General features: G+C 43.1%; 24 protein-coding genes. 23 read left to right on the top strand and 1 reads right to left on the bottom strand.

Going from position 1 to position 24,335, the window contains the following annotated elements; all coding sequences use genetic code 11:
• The 9 genes from ACLTWA_RS01660 (at position 1) to ACLTWA_RS01620 (ending at position 9,396) form a co-directional block, all read left to right on the top strand.
• Positions 1 to 1,674: a DAK2 domain-containing protein gene (locus ACLTWA_RS01660; protein ID WP_412325814.1), complete on the top strand. Its 1,674-nt coding sequence runs from the start codon at positions 1 to 3 to the stop codon at positions 1,672 to 1,674.
• A gap of 78 nt (positions 1,675 to 1,752) precedes the next feature.
• Positions 1,753 to 3,804 carry an ATP-dependent DNA helicase RecG gene (recG, locus tag ACLTWA_RS01655; RefSeq protein WP_412325813.1) on the top strand — a complete coding sequence of 684 codons (2,052 nt, stop codon included), beginning with the start codon at positions 1,753 to 1,755 and terminating at the stop codon, positions 3,802 to 3,804.
• 41 nt (positions 3,805 to 3,845) lie between these two features.
• Positions 3,846 to 4,541 carry a DUF975 family protein gene (locus ACLTWA_RS01650; RefSeq protein ID WP_412325812.1) on the top strand — a complete coding sequence of 232 codons (696 nt, stop codon included), beginning with the start codon at positions 3,846 to 3,848 and terminating at the stop codon, positions 4,539 to 4,541.
• 144 nt (positions 4,542 to 4,685) lie between these two features.
• Positions 4,686 to 6,521 (top strand): leucine-rich repeat domain-containing protein, encoded by a 1,836-nt coding sequence (locus ACLTWA_RS01645; protein WP_412325811.1) that lies wholly within the window; start codon positions 4,686 to 4,688, stop codon positions 6,519 to 6,521.
• A 43-nt stretch (positions 6,522 to 6,564) separates the two neighbouring features.
• Positions 6,565 to 7,179 (top strand): uridine kinase, encoded by a 615-nt coding sequence (gene udk, locus ACLTWA_RS01640; protein WP_412325810.1) that lies wholly within the window; start codon positions 6,565 to 6,567, stop codon positions 7,177 to 7,179.
• A 187-nt stretch (positions 7,180 to 7,366) separates the two neighbouring features.
• Complete coding sequence (locus tag ACLTWA_RS01635) at positions 7,367 to 7,570, top strand: alpha/beta-type small acid-soluble spore protein (protein ID WP_143319006.1); 204 nt, start codon at positions 7,367 to 7,369, stop codon at positions 7,568 to 7,570.
• 159 nt (positions 7,571 to 7,729) lie between these two features.
• Complete coding sequence (rsmD, locus tag ACLTWA_RS01630; protein ID WP_412325809.1) at positions 7,730 to 8,308, top strand: 16S rRNA (guanine(966)-N(2))-methyltransferase RsmD; 579 nt, start codon at positions 7,730 to 7,732, stop codon at positions 8,306 to 8,308.
• Positions 8,305 to 8,793: a pantetheine-phosphate adenylyltransferase gene (coaD, locus tag ACLTWA_RS01625; RefSeq protein WP_412325808.1), complete on the top strand. Its 489-nt coding sequence runs from the start codon at positions 8,305 to 8,307 to the stop codon at positions 8,791 to 8,793. Before rsmD ends, coaD begins: the two co-directional genes overlap by 4 nt.
• A 21-nt stretch (positions 8,794 to 8,814) precedes the next feature.
• Complete coding sequence (locus tag ACLTWA_RS01620; RefSeq protein WP_412325807.1) at positions 8,815 to 9,396, top strand: vacuolar family H+-ATPase subunit H; 582 nt, start codon at positions 8,815 to 8,817, stop codon at positions 9,394 to 9,396.
• On the opposite strand, the gene ACLTWA_RS01615 is transcribed toward ACLTWA_RS01620, so the two are convergent.
• Positions 9,353 to 10,279, bottom strand: a complete 927-nt coding sequence (locus tag ACLTWA_RS01615) for a nucleoside recognition protein (RefSeq protein WP_412325806.1) — start codon at positions 10,277 to 10,279, stop codon at positions 9,353 to 9,355. The two genes, ACLTWA_RS01620 and ACLTWA_RS01615, sit on opposite strands and share 44 nt — an antisense overlap.
• 51 nt (positions 10,280 to 10,330) lie before the next feature.
• On the opposite strand from ACLTWA_RS01615, the gene ACLTWA_RS01610 reads away from it, so the two are divergent.
• From ACLTWA_RS01610 to hisIE, 14 genes are all read left to right on the top strand, one after another.
• On the top strand, positions 10,331 to 11,140 hold the full coding sequence (locus ACLTWA_RS01610) for a M23 family metallopeptidase (protein WP_412325805.1): 810 nt from the start codon (positions 10,331 to 10,333) through the stop codon (positions 11,138 to 11,140).
• Between the two features lie 82 nt (positions 11,141 to 11,222).
• Complete coding sequence (locus ACLTWA_RS01605) at positions 11,223 to 12,548, top strand: RsmF rRNA methyltransferase first C-terminal domain-containing protein (protein ID WP_412327159.1); 1,326 nt, start codon at positions 11,223 to 11,225, stop codon at positions 12,546 to 12,548.
• Positions 12,548 to 13,267, top strand: a complete 720-nt coding sequence (locus ACLTWA_RS01600; RefSeq protein WP_412325804.1) for a pseudouridine synthase — start codon at positions 12,548 to 12,550, stop codon at positions 13,265 to 13,267. The genes ACLTWA_RS01605 and ACLTWA_RS01600 overlap by 1 nt, the downstream gene beginning before the upstream one ends.
• Positions 13,268 to 13,275: 8 nt before the next feature.
• Positions 13,276 to 13,941: an HAD family hydrolase gene (locus ACLTWA_RS01595; protein ID WP_412325803.1), complete on the top strand. Its 666-nt coding sequence runs from the start codon at positions 13,276 to 13,278 to the stop codon at positions 13,939 to 13,941.
• A complete protein-coding gene (locus tag ACLTWA_RS01590; RefSeq protein WP_412325802.1) occupies positions 13,938 to 15,878 on the top strand; it encodes a YgiQ family radical SAM protein in 1,941 nt (646 codons plus the stop codon). Before ACLTWA_RS01595 ends, ACLTWA_RS01590 begins: the two co-directional genes overlap by 4 nt.
• Positions 15,879 to 15,909: 31 nt before the next feature.
• A complete protein-coding gene (locus ACLTWA_RS01585; RefSeq protein WP_412325801.1) occupies positions 15,910 to 16,680 on the top strand; it encodes an SDR family NAD(P)-dependent oxidoreductase in 771 nt (256 codons plus the stop codon).
• Positions 16,681 to 16,717: 37 nt separating this feature from the next.
• Positions 16,718 to 17,680 carry an RluA family pseudouridine synthase gene (locus ACLTWA_RS01580; RefSeq protein WP_412325800.1) on the top strand — a complete coding sequence of 321 codons (963 nt, stop codon included), beginning with the start codon at positions 16,718 to 16,720 and terminating at the stop codon, positions 17,678 to 17,680.
• A gap of 9 nt (positions 17,681 to 17,689) precedes the next feature.
• Entirely contained in the window at positions 17,690 to 18,223 is a 534-nt protein-coding gene (locus ACLTWA_RS01575) for a Holliday junction resolvase RecU (protein WP_412325799.1), read from the top strand.
• 130 nt (positions 18,224 to 18,353) lie between these two features.
• On the top strand, positions 18,354 to 19,616 hold the full coding sequence (hisZ, locus tag ACLTWA_RS01570; RefSeq protein ID WP_412325798.1) for an ATP phosphoribosyltransferase regulatory subunit: 1,263 nt from the start codon (positions 18,354 to 18,356) through the stop codon (positions 19,614 to 19,616).
• A 13-nt stretch (positions 19,617 to 19,629) separates the two neighbouring features.
• Positions 19,630 to 20,280 carry an ATP phosphoribosyltransferase gene (gene hisG, locus ACLTWA_RS01565; RefSeq protein ID WP_412325797.1) on the top strand — a complete coding sequence of 217 codons (651 nt, stop codon included), beginning with the start codon at positions 19,630 to 19,632 and terminating at the stop codon, positions 20,278 to 20,280.
• On the top strand, positions 20,277 to 21,578 hold the full coding sequence (gene hisD / locus ACLTWA_RS01560) for a histidinol dehydrogenase (protein WP_412325796.1): 1,302 nt from the start codon (positions 20,277 to 20,279) through the stop codon (positions 21,576 to 21,578). Before hisG ends, hisD begins: the two co-directional genes overlap by 4 nt.
• 22 nt (positions 21,579 to 21,600) lie before the next feature.
• Entirely contained in the window at positions 21,601 to 22,188 is a 588-nt protein-coding gene (hisB, locus tag ACLTWA_RS01555) for an imidazoleglycerol-phosphate dehydratase HisB (RefSeq protein ID WP_412325795.1), read from the top strand.
• Between the two features lie 12 nt (positions 22,189 to 22,200).
• Entirely contained in the window at positions 22,201 to 22,944 is a 744-nt protein-coding gene (gene hisA, locus ACLTWA_RS01550; protein ID WP_412325794.1) for a 1-(5-phosphoribosyl)-5-[(5-phosphoribosylamino)methylideneamino]imidazole-4-carboxamide isomerase, read from the top strand.
• Positions 22,941 to 24,230, top strand: a complete 1,290-nt coding sequence (gene hisIE / locus ACLTWA_RS01545; RefSeq protein WP_412325793.1) for a bifunctional phosphoribosyl-AMP cyclohydrolase/phosphoribosyl-ATP diphosphatase HisIE — start codon at positions 22,941 to 22,943, stop codon at positions 24,228 to 24,230. The genes hisA and hisIE overlap by 4 nt, the downstream gene beginning before the upstream one ends.
• Positions 24,231 to 24,335 lie beyond the last annotated feature (105 nt).

Below are 24,335 nucleotides of genomic sequence, written 5' to 3'. Positions count from 1 at the left end.
GTGGGTATGAAGTATATAGACGCCGTGATGCTGCAGAAAGCATTTCTGGCAGGTGCAAAAGGACTGGAAGCAAAAAAGGAATGGATTAATGAATTAAATGTGTTTCCAGTTCCGGATGGAGATACCGGAACCAATATGACCATGACTATTATGTCAGCGGCCAAAGAAGTAGCAGCCATTGAAGATCCTACCATGGAGTCATTGGCAAAAGCGATTTCTTCCGGTTCTTTACGAGGCGCCAGAGGAAACTCGGGCGTAATATTATCCCAGCTGTTCCGTGGTTTTACCAAAGAAATCGCCGGCGCAAAAAAGGTGACCACTACAATTTTGGCAAATTCCTTTGTCAGGGCTACTGAGACTGCTTATAAGGCTGTTATGAAGCCAAAGGAAGGGACGATTCTTACCGTAGCCAAAGGAATGGCAGATAAAGCGGCAGAGCTTGTTACAGAGACAGAAGATGTGATTGAGTTTTGTCAGAAAGTAATTGACCATGGAGATTATGTATTGAGCCAGACTCCGGAGATGCTGCCTGTCCTAAAACAGGCAGGTGTCGTGGATTCCGGCGGTCAGGGACTGATGCAGGTCATGAAGGGCGCCTTTGACAGCCTGTTGGGAAAAGAAGTTGATTTATCCTTAGAAACAAGCGTCCGACCTGGCGCATCTGCAGGAGCTGATGGCCTGAATCTGGCAGACATTGATATTAAATTTGGGTATTGTACTGAATTTATCATCAATTTAGAAAAACCATATGATGATAAAACAGAACTTGATTTTAAGGATTATCTGGAATCTATCGGAGATTCACTGGTTGTTGTATCCGATGATGACATGGTAAAGGTTCATGTTCATACCAATGACCCTGGTCTTGCCATTCAGAGAGCGCTTACTTACGGTTCTTTATCCCGTATGAAGATCGATAATATGAGAGAAGAGCATCAGGAAAAGCTGATCAAGGAATCAGAAAAGCTGGCAGAACAGCAAAAAGCGGAAAGGGAGAAAAAGATACAGCCAAGAAAACCATATGGCTTTATTTCCGTTTCGGCAGGAGAGGGCCTTGATGAGATTTTCCGCGGCATTGGTGCGGATTACTTAATTAAGGGCGGTCAGACCATGAATCCCAGCACAGAAGATATGCTTAACGCCATAGAGCAGGTGAACGCTGACACCGTTTACATCCTTCCGAATAATAAAAATATTATTCTGGCTGCCGAGCAGGCAAAAAGTCTGGTTGAGGACAAAAAAGTAATTGTGATTCCGTCAAAGACCATTCCTCAGGGGATTACTGCAATCATTAATTTTGCAGCGGATCTGTCACCGGAAGATAATGAAAAGAACATGACAGAAGAGATGTCCAAGGTTAAGACAGGACAGATTACTTATGCCGTACGCAATACCATGATCGATGACATTGAAATCAAGGAAGGGGATATCATGGCTTTGGGAGACAGCGGAATACTTGCTGTTGGAAAAGATATGGAATCCACGGTGCTTCATGCTCTCCGGTCTATGGTTGAAGATGAATCAGAATTAGTGACTATTTATTATGGAAAAGATATAAGTGAAGAAGCTGCAAATAAGCTGAAGGAAAAGGTAGAAGAGACATTCTCAGCCTGTGAAGTGGAACTTCATGCAGGCGGCCAGCCTGTCTACTATTATTTGCTTTCTGTAGAGTAGTGCACATAACTCCCGGGCAGACGGGATATCGTCTGTCCGGTTTTTGCTATAAAAAGAAACCTGGAGGTGAATGTATCTGTGAACCGTGACCCCATTGATACATTAAAAGGAATTGGAGAAAAAACAGGAAAACTGTTTCAAAAGGTAGGCGTATTCACTGTAGAAGATCTTCTGGGGTATTATCCAAGAGCATATGATGCTTATGAAGAGCCGTCAGCCATTGGAGAGCTGAAACCAGACCGTGTTATGGCGGTGGCCGGAATGCTTTATAAGACTCCGGATGTAAAGCGGTACAGCCATATTCAGGTAATAACCACCACGTTAAAGGATCCTACAGGAACCCTTACCCTTACCTGGTTTAATATGCCTTATCTCCATTCGACTCTGAAAGCGGGTATGCGGGCAGTTTTTAGAGGAAGAGTGGTAAAGAAAAGCGGCCGGCTTACCATGGAACAACCGGAAATATTTACTAAAGAAGCCTATGACCAGATCATTCATTCCATGCAGCCAATCTATGGCCAAACTAAGGGACTCAGCAATAAAAGCATTGTAAGAGCAGAAAAACAGGCCCTTGAGATTCGTAAAATGGTAAGGGATTATATGCCTGCAGATATAAGAAAAAAGCATGAACTGGCAGAATATAATTTCGCTATCGAGCATATTCATTTCCCGGCAGATCGGAAAGAATTGCTGTTTGCCAGAAAAAGACTGGTCTTTGATGAGTTTTTCCTGTTTTTAATGGCAGTCAGAAAGCTGAAAGAGAAAAGGGAGGACAAGCTGAGTCCTTATTCTCTGACTCTGTCTCAGGAAGTGGAAAACTTAAAGAATCATCTGCCCTATTCCCTGACTAAGGCACAGGAGAAAGTATTGCAGGAAGTGTATGGAGATTTGACAGGCGGACGGGTTATGAGCCGCCTGATTCAGGGAGACGTAGGGTCAGGTAAGACCATTATAGCGTTTCTTGCACTTCTTCAGGCCGCCTGTAATGGATATCAGGGTGCGCTTATGGTTCCTACGGAGGTATTGGCAAAACAGCACTTTGAGTCCATGACAGAGCTGTTTGCATCCCACGGGATTGATAAAACCCCGTTGCTTGTTACCGGTTCCATGACAGCAAAGGAAAAACGGATTGCTTATGAAAAAATCGAATCTCATGAAGCAGATATTATCATTGGTACTCATGCCCTCATCCAGGAGAAGGTAGTCTATGATGACCTGGCACTGGTCATTACCGATGAACAGCACCGGTTTGGCGTGGAACAGAGAGAACTTCTGGGGCAAAAGGGGAAGGAACCTCATGTCCTTGTTATGAGTGCGACACCGATACCGAGGACTCTTGCCATTATTATTTACGGCGATCTGGATATTTCGGTTATTGATGAACTGCCTGCAAGCCGTCTTCCCATAAAAAACTGTGTTGTGGATACCGGATACCGGAAAAAAGCCTATGAATTTATCCGGAATGAAGTGGCACAGGGACGTCAGGCTTATGTAATCTGTCCCATGGTTGAAGCCAGTGAGATGATCGAAGCAGAAAACGTTGTGGATTATACAAAAGTGTTAAAAGAAGCACTTCCGGGCATTGCGGTAGAATATCTTCACGGAAAGATGAAGCCCAGGGATAAAAATAAAATCATGGAACGCTTTTCAAACGGAGAAATTCAGGTTCTGGTATCGACGACGGTGATTGAAGTAGGAGTGAATGTGCCGAATGCAACGGTTATGCTGATTGAAAATGCAGAAAGGTTTGGTCTGGCTCAGCTTCATCAGTTAAGAGGAAGAGTCGGCCGCGGAAAGTATCAGTCCTACTGCATTATGGTGAATGGTTCTGACCAGGATGGGACAAAAGAGCGGCTGGATATTTTAAATAAGTCCAACGACGGTTTTTACATCGCATCGGAGGATTTGAAACTGCGCGGCCCAGGTGATATTTTCGGAATTCGCCAGAGCGGAGACCTTGAATTTAAGTTGGGAGACATTTTTACTGATGCAAATCTGCTGAAAACAGTATCCGAGGAAGTAAATCTGCTTTTTAAAGAAGACCCGGAGCTGGAAAAAGAGGAGCATCAGGAATTAAAGTTTAAATTACAGGAATATTTGGAAAAAAGTTACGATAAGCTAAATTTGTAATGAAGTGTACACTGGTATTGTCAGGAATCAGGAGGTATGGGATGGAAAGAAGTGTTTTAAAGATGGATGCAAAAGCCGCCATGAGGGAAGCAGTGATCAGTCCTTATGGGGTTACGGTGATTTACGGAATTATTTTAATTATTTTGTCTGTAATTCAAAGCTTTTTGGATATTTGGGAAAGAATCCTTGATAAAGCAAATGGATACATAGATCCCGCACAGCTGATTGCCTTTATAGGCTCCAGCATCGTATTTTTTATTATTTCTTTTGTAATAACTACGATCATTGAATTTGGATATTCTTCATTTTGTTTGAAGGTTTCAAACAGAGATGCCACAATGTCTTATATGGATCTGTTTTCCAGTTTCAGATATTTGTTAAAAGCCATAGGGTTATCGGTTGTGACAGGTATTTTGGTGCTTCTGTGGTCCCTTCTTTTCATTATACCGGGGATTATCGCTGCATACCGTTATTCACAGGCTGTCTTTGTAATGGTGGAGGACCCGAGAAAAGGGATCATGCAGTGCATTCAGGAAAGCAAGGATATGATGGTTGGACATAAATTTGAATTTTTTGTACTTCAATTGTCTTTTTTATTGTGGGAGCTTATGGGAATCTTTACCTGCGGCCTGGGCTACATCTATGTTTACCCTTATATGAATGTTACAAAGGCAAACTATTATAATGCAGTTAAGCCCAAAACAGCTTTTTATGGAGAATATACGATGTATGAATAAAGATTATACAGGTTCAGCTTTCGTTTGAGAACTGAACCTGTCTTTCATTTTACAATAAAGTAATTGAAAAGAATTGAATAAAATCTATGATTCTGCTAGAATATGAATGGTAAATATTTGAAGGCAATATTAGTGGAGCTTACTATGAAAATAACAGAACTAAAGTGTAAGGCCTGTAATGGCACATTAAAGATAGACGAAAATAACCCTAACATTGCAGTTTGTGAATACTGTCACAGCAACTATGTAATTGAGTCTGATAATCATGAAAACGTATATTTTACGGATCCAGTGCAGAACAGCTCCGGGAAATCACAAATCAGCGCAGGATCAAGACTTTTTATTTCCATTCTTTTTATGACCATATTTTATTTAGGGGCAAGGGGACTTCTGTTAAAGTTTGCTCATAAAGCGGACACCGCTTCCCTGTCTGACGTCCAAATTGAAAATCACGTCACGGAAGAAGCAGCTTTATCCGGCCCTCTGGGGGCTATGGCTGAATCTGTAACCGGCCGCCCGGCAAAAGATTTAACAGAAGCTGAGCTGTCCCGTTTTAAATGGTTGGAAATCACATATGAGGCAGACGGTGTCCGTATTGGATACAGCTTCGCTGATCCCTATGAGGATGCAGATGCAGAGCTGACATATATATCCTATAACAGAGAGACCGGAATAACAGCAGATGACATGTTGTCCCGTTTTACCGGACTTAAAAAACTTAAGACCGGAGGTTATCTGGATTCTGATTCTTTAAATGGACTTTCTTTGAAAGGAATCAGCTGTAACGTGAAATCTCCTTTGGAACTTGCGGAGATATATCCGGGAGTGTCCGGGTTAAAAGAGATCGAATTTCAATCAGGGGTTAATAATCTTGACGGGCTGGAGCTTTATTCGAATTTAGAAGGCTTAACGCTTAACGGACTTAATTTATCCGATTTAAAAAATCTTGCGAGCTTAAAAAACTTAAAAAGTCTGACACTTACGAACGGTGACGAAATCAATGATTTTTCGGTTCTGTCTGTTATGCGTAAATTAGAATCTTTGTCGCTGGAATCCGAAGGAATCCGTGATCTGGGATTTATCTCAGGCATTACCGGGTTAAAATCATTTTCTCTTTATGATGCGGGCATATTAAACGTTAATGATTTAAGTTCTTTAACAGGGCTGTCTTCCCTAACCATTGATAACTGCGATGAGATAAAAGATTTAAGTGAAATACAGGAGCTTTTAGGATTAAAGGAACTGGCCCTTGAAATTCCCGGCAACTGTCCTCAGCCGGATTTAAGCCGTCTGACAGGGCTGACAAAGCTCTCTGTCACCCATGCCGATGATGTGGGATTTTTACATAACATGAACCTACTGGAAGAGCTTGAGCTGGAAGGCTGCAGAGTGAACAGCAAAGATGGATTTTCTGCTCTCACCAGCTTAAAAAAATTAACCTGCAACCGGTTATTTGGGGATTTTACAGATTTGAGTTTTATAAGTGATATAGCATCTCTGGAATATCTGGATATTAATGGTTACTCCACATATGAAGACATATCAGGAATTTTTCATGCTCCCGCTTTACAGGAAATTTATTTGAACGGTGTAGAATGTGAACTTGATTTTGATCATGTAGAGTCTTCAGAAACTCTGAAGGTTTTAGAAATGGATGGAGTAAAACTTTATAAGAACGTAAAAATAAGCGGAGGCGGCGGAATTTATTCTGTGGATTATGATAAAGTGATATTAGATGAACATCTGGATTTCTTTGCAAAATTTCCAGGACTTAAGAAGCTTAGTTTAGCAGATAATACTTTAACAGGAATCGGTTTTGCTTCTTCACTTCCAATGCTGGAAGAATTAAATATCAGTGGAAATTATGTGACAGATTTAAAACCACTTCAGAATCTAAATCAACTTAAAACGGTAAACTGTACCGATAATCCGATAGAGAATGACCGGGTATTGGCTGACAATATAGTAATAATTAAATAAATATACAATGTAGAAACAAAAAGGGATTAAAGGAGTGCGGAAGATGAAGTCTATATTAATTGGTATTGCCGGAGGAACAGGTTCAGGAAAGTCTACCTTTACCAACCGGCTGAAAGAAGCGTTTTGTGATAATATTGCGGTCCTGTATCACGACAATTATTACAAGAAGCAGGATGGAATCCCTTTTGATGAAAGAAAAAAGATGAATTATGACCATCCGGAAGCCTTTGAAACGGAGCTTTTGCTCAAACAGCTGACCCAGCTCCGCTCAGGGAGATCGGTGGAGTGTCCCATCTACGATTATTCCATGCATAACCGTTCCAATGAGGTGGTGACTGTTGAGCCGAAAAAGGTGATTTTAGTGGAAGGAATCCTGGTTTTTGCCGATGAACGGTTAAGGAATATGTTTGATATTAAGATCTTTGTGGAAGCCGATGCGGATGAGAGAATCCTCCGTCGTGTGATCCGGGATGTAAAGGAACGGGGCAGAGATATCGAAGGCGTGGTGGAACAGTATCTTACTACAGTAAAACCAATGCATTATCTATATGTAGAGCCGACAAAACCTTTGGCTGATGTGATTATGAACAGCGGTATGAATGAGGTTGCTTTTCAGCTGGTAAAGACTAATATTGAAAAAATACTTGATTGCGACTAACATGTTTTTAAGGTACATAAGAACTATTATAAGGGTTAAAAAACTCATTCCAAAAAATGACATTTTACGAAAAACCTTCTAGTGTATTTCATTCTGTTTCAGCCATAATAGGAGTGTAGCACAAAACACACCATGTAAAAAACAAATCAAAGACATGGTGAAATAGATGAAAAGGAGGCATTTTATTATGTCAGGAAAATCTAACACTACAAATGTACCAGAAGCAAAGGAAGCAATGGACCGTTTCAAAATGGAAGTAGCAAATGAATTAGGAGTACCGTTAACAAATGGTTACAACGGTAACTTAACTTCCGCACAGAATGGTTCCGTAGGCGGCTATATGGTTAAGAAAATGATTGAATCCTATGAAAGAAATCTTGCAGGTAAATAATCTGTAAACAAGGAACAAGGAAAAAGGAGCTTCGGCTCCTTTTTTCTTTGCCAGAAAAGACGTAATTATCAGATTTTTTTATTGGAAGCGGACAAAATCTGGTTGTATATCTTTTGATTTCATACTATAATTATTTGGAAAAATAAAGTGAGGTTTATCATGAGAGTAATTGCAGGAAAAGCCAGAAGGCTTTTATTAAAGACAATAGAAGGTCAGGATACCCGGCCTACCACTGATAGAATTAAAGAAACTCTTTTTAATATGATAAATGCGGACATTCCGGACAGTTGTTTTCTGGATCTTTTTTCCGGAAGCGGAGCCATTGGAATCGAGGCTCTAAGCCGAGGAGCCAGAAAAGCCGTGATGGTGGAGCAAAATCCAAAAGCAGCGGAATGCATCCGTGAAAATTTAAAAACCACCAGATTGGAAGAGGATGCTTTAGTCATGAACTGTGAAGTTATGACTGCACTATCGAGACTGGAAGGAAAAGGAGAGGTCTTTGATTTTGTTTTTATGGACCCTCCTTATAACTTTGAATGGGAAAAAAGGGTCTTGCAGTATTTGTCCAATTCTTCCATCATTGATGAAAATACGGTAATCATTGCAGAGGCATCTTTAGAAACATCGTTTGAATATCTGGATGCCATGGGATATCATATGAGTAAGGATAAGCGTTATAAGACGAATAAACATATTTTTATAGAAAAAAAGGAACAGGAAAAAGGAAAAAAACTATGAGAAAAGCAGTATATCCGGGAAGCTTTGATCCGGTAACTTTTGGACACTTGGATATTATTGAACGTTCGGCCAAAATGTCTGACCATCTGATTATCGGAGTTTTAAATAATAATTCAAAAACTCCGTTGTTTTCTGTAGAAGAACGTGTTAATATGTTAAAGAGCCTAACCAAAGATTTACCAAACGTAGAAGTCGCATCGTTTGGAGGACTTTTGGTTGATTTTGTACGAGCCAAACAGGCGAATGCGGTTATTCGCGGACTTCGCGCTGTAACAGATTTTGAATATGAAATGCAGATCGCACAGACCAACCGGGTCATTGCACCGGAAGTGGATACTGTGTTTTTAACGACGAATCTAAAATATTCTTACTTGAGTTCCAGCATTGTGAAGGAGATTGCCACTTTTGGCGGAGAGATAAACGCGTTTGTGCCTGAAGCTGTTGCGGAACGTGTGATGAAGAAAGTGAAAGATAGAATGAAATAAAAGTAAGGAGTGTTCGAATTTATGATGAGCAGAATTGAGCAGTTAATCGGTGAAATTGAAGAATATATTGACAGCTGTAAGTATCAGCCCCTTTCTAACAGCAAGATTGTGGTGAACCGGGATGAATTAGAGGAGCTTCTGGTGGAACTGCGTCTTCGCATTCCCGATGAGATCAAACAATACCAGAAGATTATCAGTAATCGTGATGCGATCATTAATGAAGCTCGTCAGCAGGCAGATTCTATACTGGCCCAGGCCAATGCCCAGACCAATGAACTGGTCAATGAACACGAGATCATGCAAAAGGCTTATGCCCAGGCCAATGATATTATTGAGCAGGCCAGCCAGCAGGCCCAGCAGATCGTAGAAAAAGCAGTTGCCGATGCCAATGGCATCAGACAAAGCTCCGTACAGTATACGGATGATATGTTAAAGAGTCTCCAGACCATCATCAGCCACTCCATGGAAGGTGCACAGGGGCGTTTTGATGCATTTATGACCTCCATGCAGTCAAGCTATGATATCGTCTCATCCAATCGTCAGGAACTGACGGGTGCTGTTATGGGGATGGCACAAGCACAGGAACCTGAGTCAGCAGAATAAACAGGATAATGGTTAGAAGGCCGTGAAAGGCTTTCCATGCTACATAGTGCCGGATGGATAATCCGGCATTTTTTATAACACTCTTTGTTTGAAAAATCCCTGATAAGCCGCCAAATGCAGTGGCGGCAGCGATCCAAAGGCCACCGGAGAATCCGGAGAACGTTTCGGATATTGCTTTAATTCCGGTTGTAATTTCTACAAGGCCCAGTAAAATCGCCTTATATTCAGGAATATTTACAGGAAGCTTTGTTATGTACAGGGCAAGAATGGAAAAAAGCATGATATATCCGCCGATCTTTACCATAACCTCGCAGGAATCCATAAGACTGTCATCAAAGGTCTGGACTGCTTTTTTACTGACAGGAAGGGAACGGGCAGGGCCTGTGATCCGGTAGTAAGCTCTTGCTGCAGCAGATACTGGTAAAATGGGTAAATAGATACATACAAGAAGCAGCCAGACCGGAACCGTCTGTGGAAGGCCGGAAGCGGCATACCCCAGAAGGAACATGGGACTTGGGTGATTACAGATTGCCAGTAGGTATTTCCCTTCATTTTCTGTAATGCGTCCGTTATCCATAAAGTCACTGCAGGTACGGGCACCCATGGGATATCCGCATAAAAGACCGGAAACCAGAGCATAACTGCCTGCATCAGACAGGCAGAAAAACCGGTGTAAAAGTCTTTTCACCGGAAATATCAGAATATGGATGGCATTTAAGGCCACAATGACATTGGAGCAGATCATAAAGGGCAGTAATGTAGGCACCACCACAGATCCCCACAGAAGCAGTCCGTTTCTGGCCCCTTCGTAAGCAATGGAGGGACGTAGGAGCAGAAAAAACAGTGCTGCAACAGAAAGCAGGCGGAAAAAGGATTTTTTCATATGGACCCGAATAGATTGTTTTATACATTTATATGAAAAGGCGTGACCGATATGATGCTGATTGTATTTTTCATTATGATCCTGTCGGTGTTCCATGTGACCATGATTGATTATTTATATAATAATCCCACCTTTTATCAACTGAATGCATACACCTGGGAAAGTGATGATTTCAGAAGTCTGAAGCTTGGCAAAATGGTTGCAGAATGGGATTCCATTGATTACGATACACTTACCGCATTGATGGTGGAACACCAGTACGATCTGACAAAAGTAAAGGATAAGGAAAACCGGGGGGCACGTCTTAAAAAAGTAAAACCCCAGGAATACAGAAAACTGAAAAATGCCTATATCAGCCTGCTGGGAGATTTAAGGTTTTTTCCGGTTCCACTCAATATGAAAACGGATGCCCCTGATATTACCTATGAAAACGGCTGGATGGATCCCCGCACCTATGGCGGTGAGCGGGGGCATGAAGGCTGTGATCTTATGGGAAACAAACGGCCCAGAGGCTATTATCCGGTGGTCAGCATGAGTGACGGCGTTGTAGAGAAAGTCGGCTGGCTGAATAAAGGCGGCTGGCGCATCGGAATCCGGGCCCCAGGAGGTGCATACCTTTATTATGCCCATCTTTACGGTTACAGTAAGGAGTGGAAAGAAGGGGACACGGTAAGGGCCGGAGAACTTCTGGGCTTTATGGGCGATACCGGCTACAGCGAAATCGAAGGGACCACCGGGAATTTTGACGTACATCTTCATGTTGGAATTTATTTAAAAACAGACCATAACGAAGAGATGAGTGTAAATCCCTATTGGGTCTTAAAATATCTGGAGAAATACCGGTTGAAATATTCCTATTAGTATATTAAGATTGCTTACATAGATGAGAAACAGGAGCAAAAATGTGAAAGAAATAAAGATTTCGGAAGAATTTTTAAATAGAATGAAGGAATTGCTGGGGGAAAAGGATTATGAAGCATACGTAAGGAGCTTTGACGAAGAACGGCTTTATGGTCTGAGGGTCAACACCTTAAAAATCACCCCGGAGAATTTCACAGAAATAACGTCTCTTTCTTTAAGACCCGTTCCGTGGACCGCAAACGGATTTTATTATGAAGGAGATGAGCGGCCGGCAAAAGATCCTTATTATTACGCAGGCTTATACTATCTGCAGGAACCAAGTGCCATGACGCCGGCAAGCCTTCTTCCGGTAGTGCCGGGAGATAAAATTCTCGATCTTTGTGCCGCTCCCGGCGGAAAGAGCACAGAACTTGGGGCAAAGCTGAATGGAACGGGAATGCTTGTGTCAAATGATATCAGCAGTTCCAGGGCAAAGGCGCTCCTTAAAAATCTGGAGCTATGGGGAATTGAAAATATCTGTGTTACCAGTGAGGAACCAAAAAAATTAAAAGAAACCTTTGGAGCTTTTTTTGATAAAATTTTGATCGATGCTCCCTGCTCCGGAGAAGGAATGTTCCGGAAAGATGCAGACATGGTAAAAAGCTACGAGGAGCATGGGCCTGAGTATTATGCTCAGATACAGAAAGAGATCGTGAATCAGGCGGTGGACATGCTGGTTCCTGGCGGTCTGCTTTTGTATTCCACATGTACCTTTTCGGTTTGTGAGGATGAGGATATCATCCGATTTATTCTTGAACAGCATCAGGATATGGAACTGGTTTCTCTTCCTCTCTTTGAGGGAGCATCGGATGGCATCGGGCTTTCCGGCTGCCTCCGCCTGTTCCCGCACCGGATAAAAGGGGAGGGGCACTTTATGGCATTGTTAAGAAAAAAACAATCAAGTCCACTCCCTGATACCATCGGAAAACTTCCGGAGAAAAGGACCGTTTTGCCGGAGGAACTGACGGAATTTCTTTCCATGACAGCAAAACCGATCGACCAAAGCCGTATCCGGATCAAACATGAGATGGTATATTATTTGCCGGAGGGCTTTCCGGAGCATGCCGGGAATCTTCGGTTTTTAAGAACCGGTCTGCTGCTGGGAGAAATGAAAAAAGGACGGTTTGAACCGGCACAGGCCTTTGCCATGGCCTTAAAAGTACAGGAATTCAAACAAAGGGTGTGCTGGGAGAAATCGGATGAAAGAGTAATCCGTTACTTGAAGGGAGAAACCATATCCTTGAAGGAAGAGGAGGGGCAGATAAAAGGCTGGTGTCTGGTCTGCGTTGACGGTTTTCCTCTTGGATTTGCAAAGGGGACCGGCAGTACCCTGAAAAATAAATATTACCCTGGATGGCGGTGGCAGTGATGAAAGAAATCAGATTGGATAAATACCTTGGAGAAATGGGAGAAGGAACCCGGAGCCAGATTAAGGAAATGGCAAAAAAAGGCAGAATATGGGTAGACGGAATCCCGGAGAAAAAAACAGAAAGAAAGATCGATCCGGAACGTAATCAGGTAACGGTAGACGGACGGCAGGTTTCCTACGCTGCGTTTGAGTATTATATGCTGAACAAACCTCAGGGAGTGGTTTCTGCCACCGAGGATAAACGGTATGAAACCGTGGTCGGCCTGATCCGGGAAAGAAAACGGGATGATCTCTTTCCGGTAGGAAGGCTCGATATTGACACGGAAGGGCTTCTCCTTATCACCAATGACGGAGATCTGGCCCACCGGCTTCTTTCTCCGAAAAAGCACGTGGATAAGGTTTATTTTGCGAAGATTGAAGGAGCACTGCCTTCTGATGCAAAGGAACGCATAGCAGAAGGACTTATCCTTACGGATGGGACGAAAACCCTTCCTGCATGGCTGGAAGTTCTTAAAACCGGAGAGATCACAGAAGTCCGTCTGACCATACGGGAAGGAAAATTCCATCAGGTGAAACGTATGTTTGAAACTCTTGGGTGCAGTGTGGTATACTTAAAAAGGATGGCAATGGGCAGTCTTTTATTGGATGAATCATTAAAGCCCGGAGAGTATCGTGCTCTCAGGGAAGAGGAAATTGAGGAATTAAAGAAAGGAAAGTAAGCGCATACATGTTAAACGGAAAAAAGGCTGTGATTTTTGATCTGGATGGGACACTTGTAGATTCCATGTGGATGTGGAAAACGATTGATATAGAATTTTTGGAAAGCAGAGGCATGGAATGCCCCGATGACTTACAAAAGGAGATTGAAGGGATGAGTTTTTCTGAAACCGCATTTTATTTTAAGGAACGGTTCAAGCTCAAAGAATCTCTGGAAGAAATCAAAGAAATATGGGTGGGTATGTCCATTGAAAAATACCGGAATGAGGTTCCGCTCAAACCGGGAGCCAAAACGTTTTTAGAATACATAGCAAAGAATGGTCTGAAAGCAGGCATCGCTACCAGCAACGGAAGACAAATGGTTGACGCGGTGATTGAGTCTCTTCACATTGGGCAATATTTTCAGGTAGTGGCTACTTCCTGCGAAGTAGCGGCCGGAAAGCCTGCACCTGATATTTATTTGAAAGTGGCAGAAGAGCTTTCTGTATCTCCTTCCCATTGCCTGGTGTTTGAAGATGTGCCTGCAGGAATTCTTGCGGGAAAGAGGGCAGGCATGACGGTCTGTGCCGTTGACGATGAATTTTCCAGGGAAATGGAAGAAGAAAAAAGACAGCTTGCAGATTATTATATCAGTGACTATTACCAGATATTGAATAGAAATGGAGCAAACGAATGATACACGATTATCTTCCTGTCAGCCGGACGGATATGAATATCAGAGGTTGGAAGCAATGTGACTTTGTCTATGTGATCGGTGATGCCTATGTGGACCACCCTTCCTTTGGACATGCAATTATCAGCCGCCTGTTAGAGGCTCATGGATACAAAGTGGGAATTATTTCCCAGCCCGACTGGAAGGATAAAAAAAGCGTTCAGATACTTGGAGAACCCAGGCTTGGGTTTCTGGTTTCCGCCGGTAACATGGACTCCATGGTAAACCATTATTCTGTTTCAAAAAAGCGGAGACAACAGGATTCCTATACTCCCGGCGGAGTTATGGGAAGACGTCCGGATTACGCGACCACGGTTTACTGCAACCTGATTCGTTCCGTTTATAAAAATGCACCGATTATCATCGGCGGAATCGAAGCCAGTTTAAGACGTCTGGCCCATTATGATTACTGGTCTGACCGTTTGAAGCATTCCATTCTCATCGATTCCCAGGCGGATCTGATTTCCTACGGAATGGGAGAAAAATCAATCGTAGAGATTGCAGATGCTTTAAACAGCGGCATCGATATAAAAGACATTACATTTATAGAAGGTACGGTTTACAAGACAAACAGCCTGGAATCCGTTTATGACGTTCATGTGCTTCCTTCTTTTGAAAGCATGAAGGCAGATAAACTGGAGTATGCAAAAAGCTATTACGTTCAGTACTGCAACACAGACCCGTTTCTTGGGAAGCGTCTGGCAGAACCCTACAAAGACAATTTATTCGTGGTCCAGAATCCTCCTGCGAAGCCCCTTACTCAGGAAGATATGGATTATACTTACGGTCTTCCTTACATGCGCAATTACCATCCTTCCTATGAGGAGCAGGGAGGTATTCCGGCAGTAAGGGAAATCAAATTCAGCCTGATTAATAACCGTGGCTGCTTTGGTGCCTGCAGCTTTTGTGCTCTTACCTTTCATCAGGGCAGAATCATTCAGGCAAGAAGCCATGAGTCTCTGGTGGAAGAGGCAAAGATGCTGACAGAAGAACCGGATTTTAAAGGATACATCCATGATGTGGGCGGCCCTACTGCAGATTTTCGCTTTCCGGCCTGTGAAAAGCAGATGACAAAAGGCGCCTGTCCCAATAAGCAGTGCCTTTTTCCGGAACCGTGCAAAAATATAAGAGCAGACCACACAGATTACATTGAGCTGCTTAGAAAGCTTAGAAATCTGCCGAAAGTAAAAAAGGTATTTATCCGCTCAGGAATCCGTTTCGACTATGTGCTGGCTGATCCGGGAAAGAAGTTTTTAAAGGAGCTGTGTGAATATCATGTCAGCGGACAGCTGAAGGTTGCTCCGGAGCATGTGGCAGACAAGGTGCTTTCCAAAATGGGCAAACCGGAAAATAAAGTTTACCGGCAATTTGTAAAGGAATACAATGAGATGAACGGCAGGATTGGAAAAAAACAGTATCTGGTGCCCTATCTGATGTCCTCTCATCCCGGCTCCGGCCTGTCTGAGGCCATTGAGCTTGCAGAATATCTGCGGGATCTGGGGTACATGCCGGAACAGGTACAGGATTTTTATCCGACGCCTTCCACCATTTCCACCTGCATGTATTATACAGGCTATGATCCCAGAACCATGGAAAAGGTATATGTTCCTACCAATCCCCATGAAAAAGCCATGCAGAGAGCCTTGATACAGTATAGAAATCCAAAGAATTATGATCTTGTTGCAGAAGCCTTAAAACTGGCTGGCCGGACGGACCTGATCGGATTTGAAAAAAAATGTTTAATACGTCCAAAAACTGGTTCTCCAAAAGGGTTTACGGATGCAAAAAACGGGAAAAATTATGGAAGTATGAGACGAACAGATGCAGCTTCCGGTGATACCCAGAAGAACCGCAGGAAAAAGACCATACGGAATGTTCATAAGAAGTCTGTAAAAAAATAGTATAAAACATTCAGGAAAAGAAGGGATCAACATGAAGATTGCGATTGTAACCGGCGCTTCTTCCGGTATGGGAAGAGAATTTGTTATACAGATAGCGGACCGCTTTAACGGAATCGAAGAGATCTGGGCCATAGCCAGACGTCAGGAGCTTATGGAAGAATTGGCTTCCATGGTTCCGGTTAAGCTTCGGACATTTTCTCTTGATTTAACGGATGAGCATCAATTAAAACAGCTTGAAGAGACTTTAAGAGAAGAAAAACCGGAAGTAAAATGGCTGGTCAATGCGTCCGGCTTTGGAAAGATCGGAACCGTGGGAAGTGTGAACCTGGCTGACGAGATGGGAATGGTGGATTTAAACTGCAGGGCATTGATTGCAGTCACCCATTTAACGCTCCCTTACTTATCGAGAAACAGCCGGATCGTACAGTTTGCTTCTGCTGCTGCCTTTATGCCCCAGCCTGGGTTTGCCATTTATGCGGCAACAAAGGCATTTGTTTTAAGCTATAGCAGAGCATTGAATGAAGAGTTGAATGAAAAGGACATTTTTGTAACGGCGGTCTGCCCGGGGCCGGTGCGAACGGAATTTTTCAGTATTGCAGAGACAACAGGGGTGATGCCTCTTTATAAAAAGATGGTTATGGCAAATCCAAAGAAGGTGGTGCGTCTGGCCTTGCGTGACAGTATGATGGGGCGTTCTGTTTCCGTGTATGGCAGTTCTATGAAAGCCTTCCGGGTTATATGCAAAGCATTGCCTCACATCGTTATCTTCCGCCTTATGAAAGGGTTTTTAAAGGTACACTAAAACCAATTGCATAAGCGGCTGACAGAAAGGATAAATCATGCAGTCTTTGATTGTATCGAAAAATGAAGCAGGCCAGCGTCTGGATAAGCTGCTTGCAAAGTATTTGAATCTGGCCGGAAAAGGATTTCTCTATAAAATGATGAGAAAAAAGAATATTACTCTGAACGGCAAGAGATGTGATGGATCAGAAAAGCTTGTTTCAGGAGATGAGATAAGGCTTTTTTTATCAGATGATACCATTTCAAAATTTTCCGAAGTAAAGATTCCGGTTGTGAAAAAGGTGGATTTAAATGTTATCTATGAGGATGAACATATTCTGCTGGTCAATAAGCCTTCCGGTATGCTATCCCAAAAAGCAAAAGAATCTGATGAATCTCTGGTGGAATACATGATCGACTATCTGATTTCAAGCGGACAGTTATCCACAGACCAGTTAAAGAGCTTCCGCCCTTCCATATGCAACCGTCTGGACCGGAATACCAGCGGCCTTGTGGTAGGAGGAAAATCTCTGGCAGGGCTTCAGATCATGTCAGAGGTGTTTAAAGACAGGACTATCCATAAATATTATCAGTGCGTGGTCAAAGGGCAGATTTCTGACAGACAGAAAATCACCGGATTTTTAATCAAGGATGAGGCTGGCAATCAGGTAACTGTCCACAGATCTCAGGTACCGGGCAGTGTTCCCATTGCTACAGAATACGAACCGGTTCAGCACTGCGGCGGATACACCCTTTTAAAAGTCACATTGATCACCGGACGGACCCATCAGATCAGAGCTCACTTATCATCCATCGGACATCCGATTGTGGGAGATTACAAGTATGGCAACCGCCAGGTCAATGAAGAAGCAAAAAGGTTATACCACATCAATTCCCAGATGCTCCATTCTTTTCAGGTGGTATTCCCTCCGCTCAAGGAGCCTCTGGCGTATTTATCAGGAAAATCCTTTCTTGCACCGCTTCCGGGAACTTTTTCAAAAATATGCAAAGACTGGAGATAGGAGATACACATGGGAACCTGGAAAACAAGGGGCTTAAGAGGGTCAAGCCTGGAGGAGCTGATCAACCGCAGCAACGAAAGCTACCGGGAAAAAGGATTGGCTCTGATTCAGAAAATACCGACCCCTATTACGCCTATTTCTATTGATAAAGAAAGCCGCCACATTACCCTTGCTTATTTTGAACAAAAGAGTACGGTAGACTATATTGGTTCCGTACAGGGAATCCCCATATGCTTTGATGCAAAAGAATGTGCAGTCAATACATTTCCCTTGCAAAATATCCATCCGCACCAGATTGCCTTTATGGAAGAATTTGAGCAACAGGGCGGAATCTCTTTTATCATATTATCTTACACCCATAAGAATGAAATCTATTATCTGCCCTTTATCCGGTTAAGAGAATTCTGGAAGCGGATGGAGGAGGGAGGAAGGAAAAGCTTTACTTATGAGGAGGTGGATAAGTCCTGGAAAATCAAAAGCCACCGGGACATCTTTGTACATTATCTGGAAATGATTCAGAAAGATTTAGACGGAAGAGATTGACAAGACCGGATTTCTAACCTATAATTAACAGCACATCATTGAATTAGCACTTTACTACAAGAAAGTGTCATAGAGTGAATAATCATGAAATAAATTTTCTTCGCTGTATTCTGGCGGTCAGGAGGTTTTTATGACAAATAAACTGTTACATACACCGGACGGGGTCCGGGATATCTATGGAGCGGAGTGTACAAGAAAGACAGTCATACAGGATAAGATGCTAAAGGTCTTTCATCTGTGCGGCTACCAGGACATAGAAACTCCGACCTTTGAATTTTTTGATATTTTCAGCGAAGCCCGCGGAAGCGTGAAATCAAGAGAAATGTTTAAGTTTTTCGACCGGGATAACCGTACTCTGGTGCTCCGGCCGGATGAGACGCCTGCCATTGCAAGATGCGCGGCAAAGTATTTTCTCAATGAAGATATGCCGATCCGCCTCTGCTACATGGAACGTACCTTTATCAATCACTCCAGCTATCAGGGAAGGTTAAAGGAAGCCAGTCAGACAGGGGTTGAGCTTATTGGTGATGATTCTGCAGATTCTGACGCTGAAGTTCTGGCCATGGTGATATGGGCCCTGAGGAATGCAGGCCTTAATGAAATTAAGGTAGAACTGGGGGAAGTGGATTTCTTCAAAGGCCTTTTAGAAGAAGCAGGCATGGATGGGATACAGGAAGAATCCTTAAGAGAGTTGATTGAGAACAAAAACTATATTGGCGTAGAAGAGCTGGTTATGGCCCAGTCCATCTCTGAGGAACTGAAGCAGGCATTTTTAAAGCTTCCAGAGCTTTTTGGTTCTCTTGACCAGATCAGGGAAGCAAAAAGCTTGACAAAGAATCAAAGAGCCCTGAGAGCCATTGAGCGTTTGGAAGAAGTCAACCGCATTCTTTCAATCTATGGATTGGCCGATTATGTTTCCTATGATCTTGGAATGCTGAGCCAGTACCAGTATTATACCGGCATCATCTTTAAAGCTTATACGTCTGGTTCCGGCGATTACATTGTGAATGGAGGCAGATACGATAATCTGTTGGAGCAGTTTGGAAAAGATTCTCCGGCAGTAGGCTTTGGAATTTCAGTGGATAATTTGCTTCTCGCCCTGTCCCGGCAGAATATAAAGACAGAAATTCCTGTGACCAATACTATGATTCTCTACGAACAGGTATCCAGAGAAAAAGCCATTCTTCTGGCGGAACATTTCCGAAGCTCCGGGGTGGCGGTTCAGCTTCAGCTTAAAGATTCTTCCCGTTCCATGGAAGATTATGAAGCGTATGCCCGCCGAAGAGAACTGATGAATCTGCTTTATTTGGATGAACGTGGGATTTCGGTTTCTATCCATAATCTTTCTATGGGGCGTATAGATGAGATACCGCTTTCAGAATATTTGAAATAACGGGAGGGGACTTATGAAATACTTGACATTTGCGCTTGCAAAAGGACGCCTGGCAAACCAGTCGCTTTCCATGTTTGAAAAAATCGGAATCACTTGTGAAGAGATGAAGGATAAGGATTCCAGAAAGCTGATCTTTGTCAATGAAGAACTGGGTATCCGCTTCTTTCTTGCAAAAGCCAGTGACGTTCCTACTTATGTAGAATACGGTGCGGCTGACATCGGAGTGGTCGGCAAGGATACCATATTAGAAGAAGGTCGAAAGCTTTACGAAGTCATGGACCTGGGAATGGGAAACTGCCGCATGTGCGTCTGCGGTCCCCAGTCGGCAGGAGAATTGTTAAAGCATCATGAAAGAATCCGGGTTGCCACCAAATATCCGGCCATTGCAAAAGACTATTTTTACAATAAAAAGCATCAGACGGTGGAAATCATCAAGTTAAACGGTTCCATCGAGCTGGCCCCCATTGTAGGACTGTCGGAGGTAATCGTAGATATTGTGGAAACCGGAACTACCTTAAAGGAAAACGGCCTTACGGTTTTAGAGGAAATCTGCCCCCTTTCCGCCCGTATGGTAGTAAACCAGGTGAGTATGAAACGGGAGAATGACAGAATTACAAAGCTGATTCATGATCTCCGTATTTTACTGCAGGAGGAGAGCCAATGAGAATTGTTAAATTAGATGAAGCTTCCAAACAGAATATTCTTGCTGATCTTTTGAAACGGGATCCCAATCAGTACGGTACGTATGCGGATACGGTTCAGGAAATCGTTGATATGGTAAAAAAAGACCGTGATCAGGCAGTTTTTCGTTATACAAAACAGTTTGACAAAGCGGATATCAATGGATCAAATATCAGAGTGACGGAACAGGAAATTGAAGACGCTCTTAAGGAAATAAAACCGGAACTTCTGGCAGTCATGAAAAAGTCCTTGAAAAATATCCGGGAATTTCATGAAAAGCAAAAACAGTACAGCTGGTTTGACAGTAAGCCCAATGGAACGATTCTTGGGCAGAAAGTCACTGCTTTGGAACGTGTGGGTGTCTATGTTCCAGGCGGCAAGGCAGCTTATCCGTCTTCCGTTCTTATGAATATCCTTCCAGCAGAAGTGGCCGGCGTAAGCCGTATCGTAATGGTAACTCCTCCGGGAAGGGATGGAAAGGTAAATCCGGTAACATTGACAGCGGCATATCTGGCCGGCGTTACGGAAGTGTATAAGGTTGGCGGAGCACAGGCCATTGCTGCGCTGGCTTTTGGAACGGAATCCATCCCCAGAGTCGATAAGATCGTAGGACCTGGAAACATATTTGTGGCTCTTGCAAAAAAAGCAGTTTACGGACATGTGAGCATTGACAGCATCGCAGGCCCAAGTGAGATTCTGGTGCTTGCAGATGAGAGCGCTAATCCCCGCTTTATTGCTGCGGATCTTCTTTCCCAGGCAGAGCATGATGAGCTGGCTTCCGCCATATTAGTCACTACCAGTATGGAGCTGGCAGAAAAGGTTTCAAAGGAAGCGGAAGCCTTTGCGAATGAACTGACCCGTTCTGAAATCATTCATAAATCCCTGGAGCAATATGGTTATATTCTGGTAACAGATACCATGAAAGAGGCCGTTGCTGCAGTCAATGAGATTGCGCCGGAGCATTTGGAGATTGTTACAAGGAATCCCTTTGAAGATATGACAAAGATTCAGCATGCAGGTGCTATCTTTATCGGAGAATACAGTTCAGAGCCTTTGGGAGACTATTTTGCAGGACCGAACCATGTGCTTCCAACCAACGGAACTGCCAGGTTCTTTTCCGCATTAAGCGTCGATGATTTTATTAAAAAATCAAGTATCGTATATTACTCCAAAGAGGCGTTAAAAGAGGTGCATCAGGATATTGAAGCATTTGCAGAGGCAGAATATCTTACGGCGCATGCAAATTCCGTAAAAGTACGGTTTGAGGATGAGGAAGCTTAAGAGAAAGGGAGAAAAGCGGAATATGGGACGAAGTTGTGATATTTCAAGAGTAACCCGGGAAACTGATATCAACATGAGTCTGGAGCTTGACGGAAGCGGAAAAGCAGAAATAAAAACCGGAATCGGTTTTTTTGACCATATGTTAAACAGCTTTGCGCGCCATGGCTTTTTTGATCTGAATCTTCTGGTTCAGGGAGATTTGGAAGTGGATACCCATCATACCATAGAAGATACGGGAATCGTTCTTGGGTCTGCCATAAAAAAAGCGCTTGGTGATAAGAAATCCATCAAACGGTACGGAAGTATGATACTTCCTATGGATGAAACGTTGATCCTCTGTGCTGTCGATCTGTCCGGAAGGCCTTATTTCAGTTTTGATGCAGCCTTTACCTCAGAACGGGTAGGGGAGTTTGAAACTGAGATGGTAAAGGAATTTTTCTATGCCGTTTCCTGCGCTGGTGAGATGAATCTGCATATAAGAAAGCTGTCCGGGGAGAATAACCATCATATCATTGAAGGAATATTTAAGGCCTTTGCAAAGGCACTTGATGAAGCCACCATGCTGGATGGAAGAATACACGGAGTTTTATCTACAAAAGGTACATTGTAAAGGAGAATCCATATGCAGCTATATCCAGCCATTGATTTAAAAAACGGACAGTGTGTCCGTTTAAAACAGGGAGCCTTTAAAGAAATCACAGTTTATTCTGATAAGCCGGAAGAAATTGCAGCAAAGTGGCAGTCCAAAGGAGCCAGTTATCTCCATCTGGTGGATTTAGACGGTGCTTTGGCCGGACATTCCGTTAATGAAAAAGCTATTAAAAGGATCGTAAGCACCGTATCCATTCCCATTGAGATCGGCGGCGGAATCCGAAGTGAAGAAGCCATAGAAGCCATGCTTTCACTTGGAGTTTCCCGCGTTATTATTGGAACGAAAGCTGCTGAAAATCCGGAATTTATCCGTGATATGGTGAATAAGTTTGGACAGGAGCATATCGTAGCCGGGATCGATGCAAAGAACGGTATGGTTGCAGTCGAAGGCTGGGAAAAATTAAGTGATCTTTCCGCCTCTGAACTTGTAAACCGGATGAAAGAGTATGGAATCAGACATGTGGTATATACGGATATTGCCAGGGACGGCATGCTGTCAGGACCAAATGTGGAATATACAAAAAAGCTGACAGACGATACAGGACTGGATATCATTGCTTCCGGCGGAATGTCCTCTATGGAGGATTTAAGGGAACTTTATCATGCAGGCGTACACGGTGCCATTATTGGAAAAGCATTGTATGAAAACCGGATTGATTTAAAAGAAGCCATAGATGCATTTGAAAAACAGGACCATCAGGGGAGGATAAGTTGATGGAGTGCAAAAAACTGATTGCTGGTTTCGGCATAAAAAATGGCCGGGCAGTCAAATTAAATGATTTACAGACCTGTTATGAGGAAGATCTGCTGGCGCTTGCCCGTTATTTCGGAGACAGCGGAGCCGATGAACTCTTTCTTTATGATCAGTCAGAATCAGAAGAGGATCATGAAAAAACCATTGGATTTATGAAAGAAGTTGCAAGACTTTCTGATATTCCGGTCATTGCAGGAGGCAGGGTGAAACGGCTGGAGGATGTTAAAAAATATCTGTATGTCGGATCAAAAGCTGTCTTTCTGGATGCGGGAATCGATGAAAATGTAGATCTTATGAAAGAAGCGGCAGACCGTTTTGGAGACGATAAGATTTATGCATATTTACCGGATGTCTCTTATCTTGACAGGGCTGCGGAATGTGCCCAGCTTGGGGCTTCCGTCATGATATTAGGGGATCCGTATATTACCGAAGATACCCTTAAAGCGGTGTCAGAATGTGAAGAACATTTCCTGCTGACCGGTTCCGGTAAAGACCGTCAGCTCCTTGCAGCTTCCCTGAAAATAAACAATGTGGAGGGCTTCGTGGCTGCCTTTGACAATGACTGCGTCTGCATGGACTTAAAACAGGATTTAAAATCTCAGGGAATCGGAGTGGATACCTTTGAGAGTTCCATTGCTTTTGATCAGTTTAAATTGAATTCCGATGGATTGATTCCGGTAATCACTCAGGATTACCGCACCAGAGAAGTGTTGATGATGGCCTATATGAATGAAGAGGCATTCCATGAAACATTGAAAACCGGCTGCATGACCTATTATAGCCGCAGCCGTCAAAGTCTTTGGAAAAAAGGAGAGACCTCCGGTCACTATCAGTATGTAAAATCATTGTCCCTTGACTGTGACAACGACACTCTGCTTGCAAAGGTCAATCAAATCGGAGCTGCCTGCCATACCGGGGAAAGAAGCTGCTTTTACCAGAATCTCATTCAAAAGGAATTTAAGGATTCCAATCCTCTTAAGGTGTTTGAAGAGGTGCTACAGGTAATTCTTGACCGAAAAGAAAATCCCAAAGAGGGTTCTTATACCAACTATCTGTTTGATAAGGGAATTGATAAGATTCTGAAAAAACTGGGAGAAGAAGCAACCGAAATCATTATCGCCGCAAAAAACCCCAACCCGGAAGAAGTAAAATACGAAATCTCGGATTTCCTTTATCACATGATGGTTTTGATGGCACAAAAAGGAGTTAGCTGGGAGGATATTACCAGAGAACTGGCAAACCGTTAATCAAATAAAAAAGTCGGAAGGATTAGCACTTTCCGGCTTTTTTATCCTGTCAAAAAGTCCGTCAGGGACCGCACTGCGGCAGGATTCTTTCTAATTGTACCAAGT

The sequence above is a fragment of the Lacrimispora sp. genome (assembly GCF_046972725.1).
Classification (GTDB): Bacteria; Bacillota; Clostridia; order Lachnospirales; family Lachnospiraceae; genus Lacrimispora.
Note: the sequence above shows the minus strand (reverse complement) of the source record. Positions and strands in the feature narration are given on the sequence as shown.

Excerpts from the sequence above, each read along its gene's own strand:
- ACLTWA_RS01650 (WP_412325812.1), top strand. The coding sequence starts at position 3,846 with ATGGAAAGAAGTGTTTTAAAGATGGATGCAAAAGCCGCCATGAGGGAA.
- ACLTWA_RS01645 (WP_412325811.1), top strand. The coding sequence starts at position 4,686 with ATGAAAATAACAGAACTAAAGTGTAAGGCCTGTAATGGCACATTAAAG.
- udk (WP_412325810.1), top strand. The coding sequence starts at position 6,565 with ATGAAGTCTATATTAATTGGTATTGCCGGAGGAACAGGTTCAGGAAAG.
- ACLTWA_RS01635 (WP_143319006.1), top strand. The coding sequence starts at position 7,367 with ATGTCAGGAAAATCTAACACTACAAATGTACCAGAAGCAAAGGAAGCA.
- rsmD (WP_412325809.1), top strand. The coding sequence starts at position 7,730 with ATGAGAGTAATTGCAGGAAAAGCCAGAAGGCTTTTATTAAAGACAATA.
- coaD (WP_412325808.1), top strand. The coding sequence starts at position 8,305 with ATGAGAAAAGCAGTATATCCGGGAAGCTTTGATCCGGTAACTTTTGGA.
- ACLTWA_RS01620 (WP_412325807.1), top strand. The coding sequence starts at position 8,815 with ATGATGAGCAGAATTGAGCAGTTAATCGGTGAAATTGAAGAATATATT.
- ACLTWA_RS01615 (WP_412325806.1), bottom strand. The coding sequence starts at position 10,279 with ATGAAAAAATCCTTTTTCCGCCTGCTTTCTGTTGCAGCACTGTTTTTT.
- ACLTWA_RS01610 (WP_412325805.1), top strand. The coding sequence starts at position 10,331 with ATGATGCTGATTGTATTTTTCATTATGATCCTGTCGGTGTTCCATGTG.
- ACLTWA_RS01605 (WP_412327159.1), top strand. The coding sequence starts at position 11,223 with ATGAAGGAATTGCTGGGGGAAAAGGATTATGAAGCATACGTAAGGAGC.
- ACLTWA_RS01600 (WP_412325804.1), top strand. The coding sequence starts at position 12,548 with ATGAAAGAAATCAGATTGGATAAATACCTTGGAGAAATGGGAGAAGGA.
- ACLTWA_RS01595 (WP_412325803.1), top strand. The coding sequence starts at position 13,276 with ATGTTAAACGGAAAAAAGGCTGTGATTTTTGATCTGGATGGGACACTT.
- ACLTWA_RS01590 (WP_412325802.1), top strand. The coding sequence starts at position 13,938 with ATGATACACGATTATCTTCCTGTCAGCCGGACGGATATGAATATCAGA.
- ACLTWA_RS01585 (WP_412325801.1), top strand. The coding sequence starts at position 15,910 with ATGAAGATTGCGATTGTAACCGGCGCTTCTTCCGGTATGGGAAGAGAA.
- ACLTWA_RS01580 (WP_412325800.1), top strand. The coding sequence starts at position 16,718 with ATGCAGTCTTTGATTGTATCGAAAAATGAAGCAGGCCAGCGTCTGGAT.
- ACLTWA_RS01575 (WP_412325799.1), top strand. The coding sequence starts at position 17,690 with ATGGGAACCTGGAAAACAAGGGGCTTAAGAGGGTCAAGCCTGGAGGAG.
- hisZ (WP_412325798.1), top strand. The coding sequence starts at position 18,354 with ATGACAAATAAACTGTTACATACACCGGACGGGGTCCGGGATATCTAT.
- hisG (WP_412325797.1), top strand. The coding sequence starts at position 19,630 with ATGAAATACTTGACATTTGCGCTTGCAAAAGGACGCCTGGCAAACCAG.
- hisD (WP_412325796.1), top strand. The coding sequence starts at position 20,277 with ATGAGAATTGTTAAATTAGATGAAGCTTCCAAACAGAATATTCTTGCT.
- hisB (WP_412325795.1), top strand. The coding sequence starts at position 21,601 with ATGGGACGAAGTTGTGATATTTCAAGAGTAACCCGGGAAACTGATATC.
- hisA (WP_412325794.1), top strand. The coding sequence starts at position 22,201 with ATGCAGCTATATCCAGCCATTGATTTAAAAAACGGACAGTGTGTCCGT.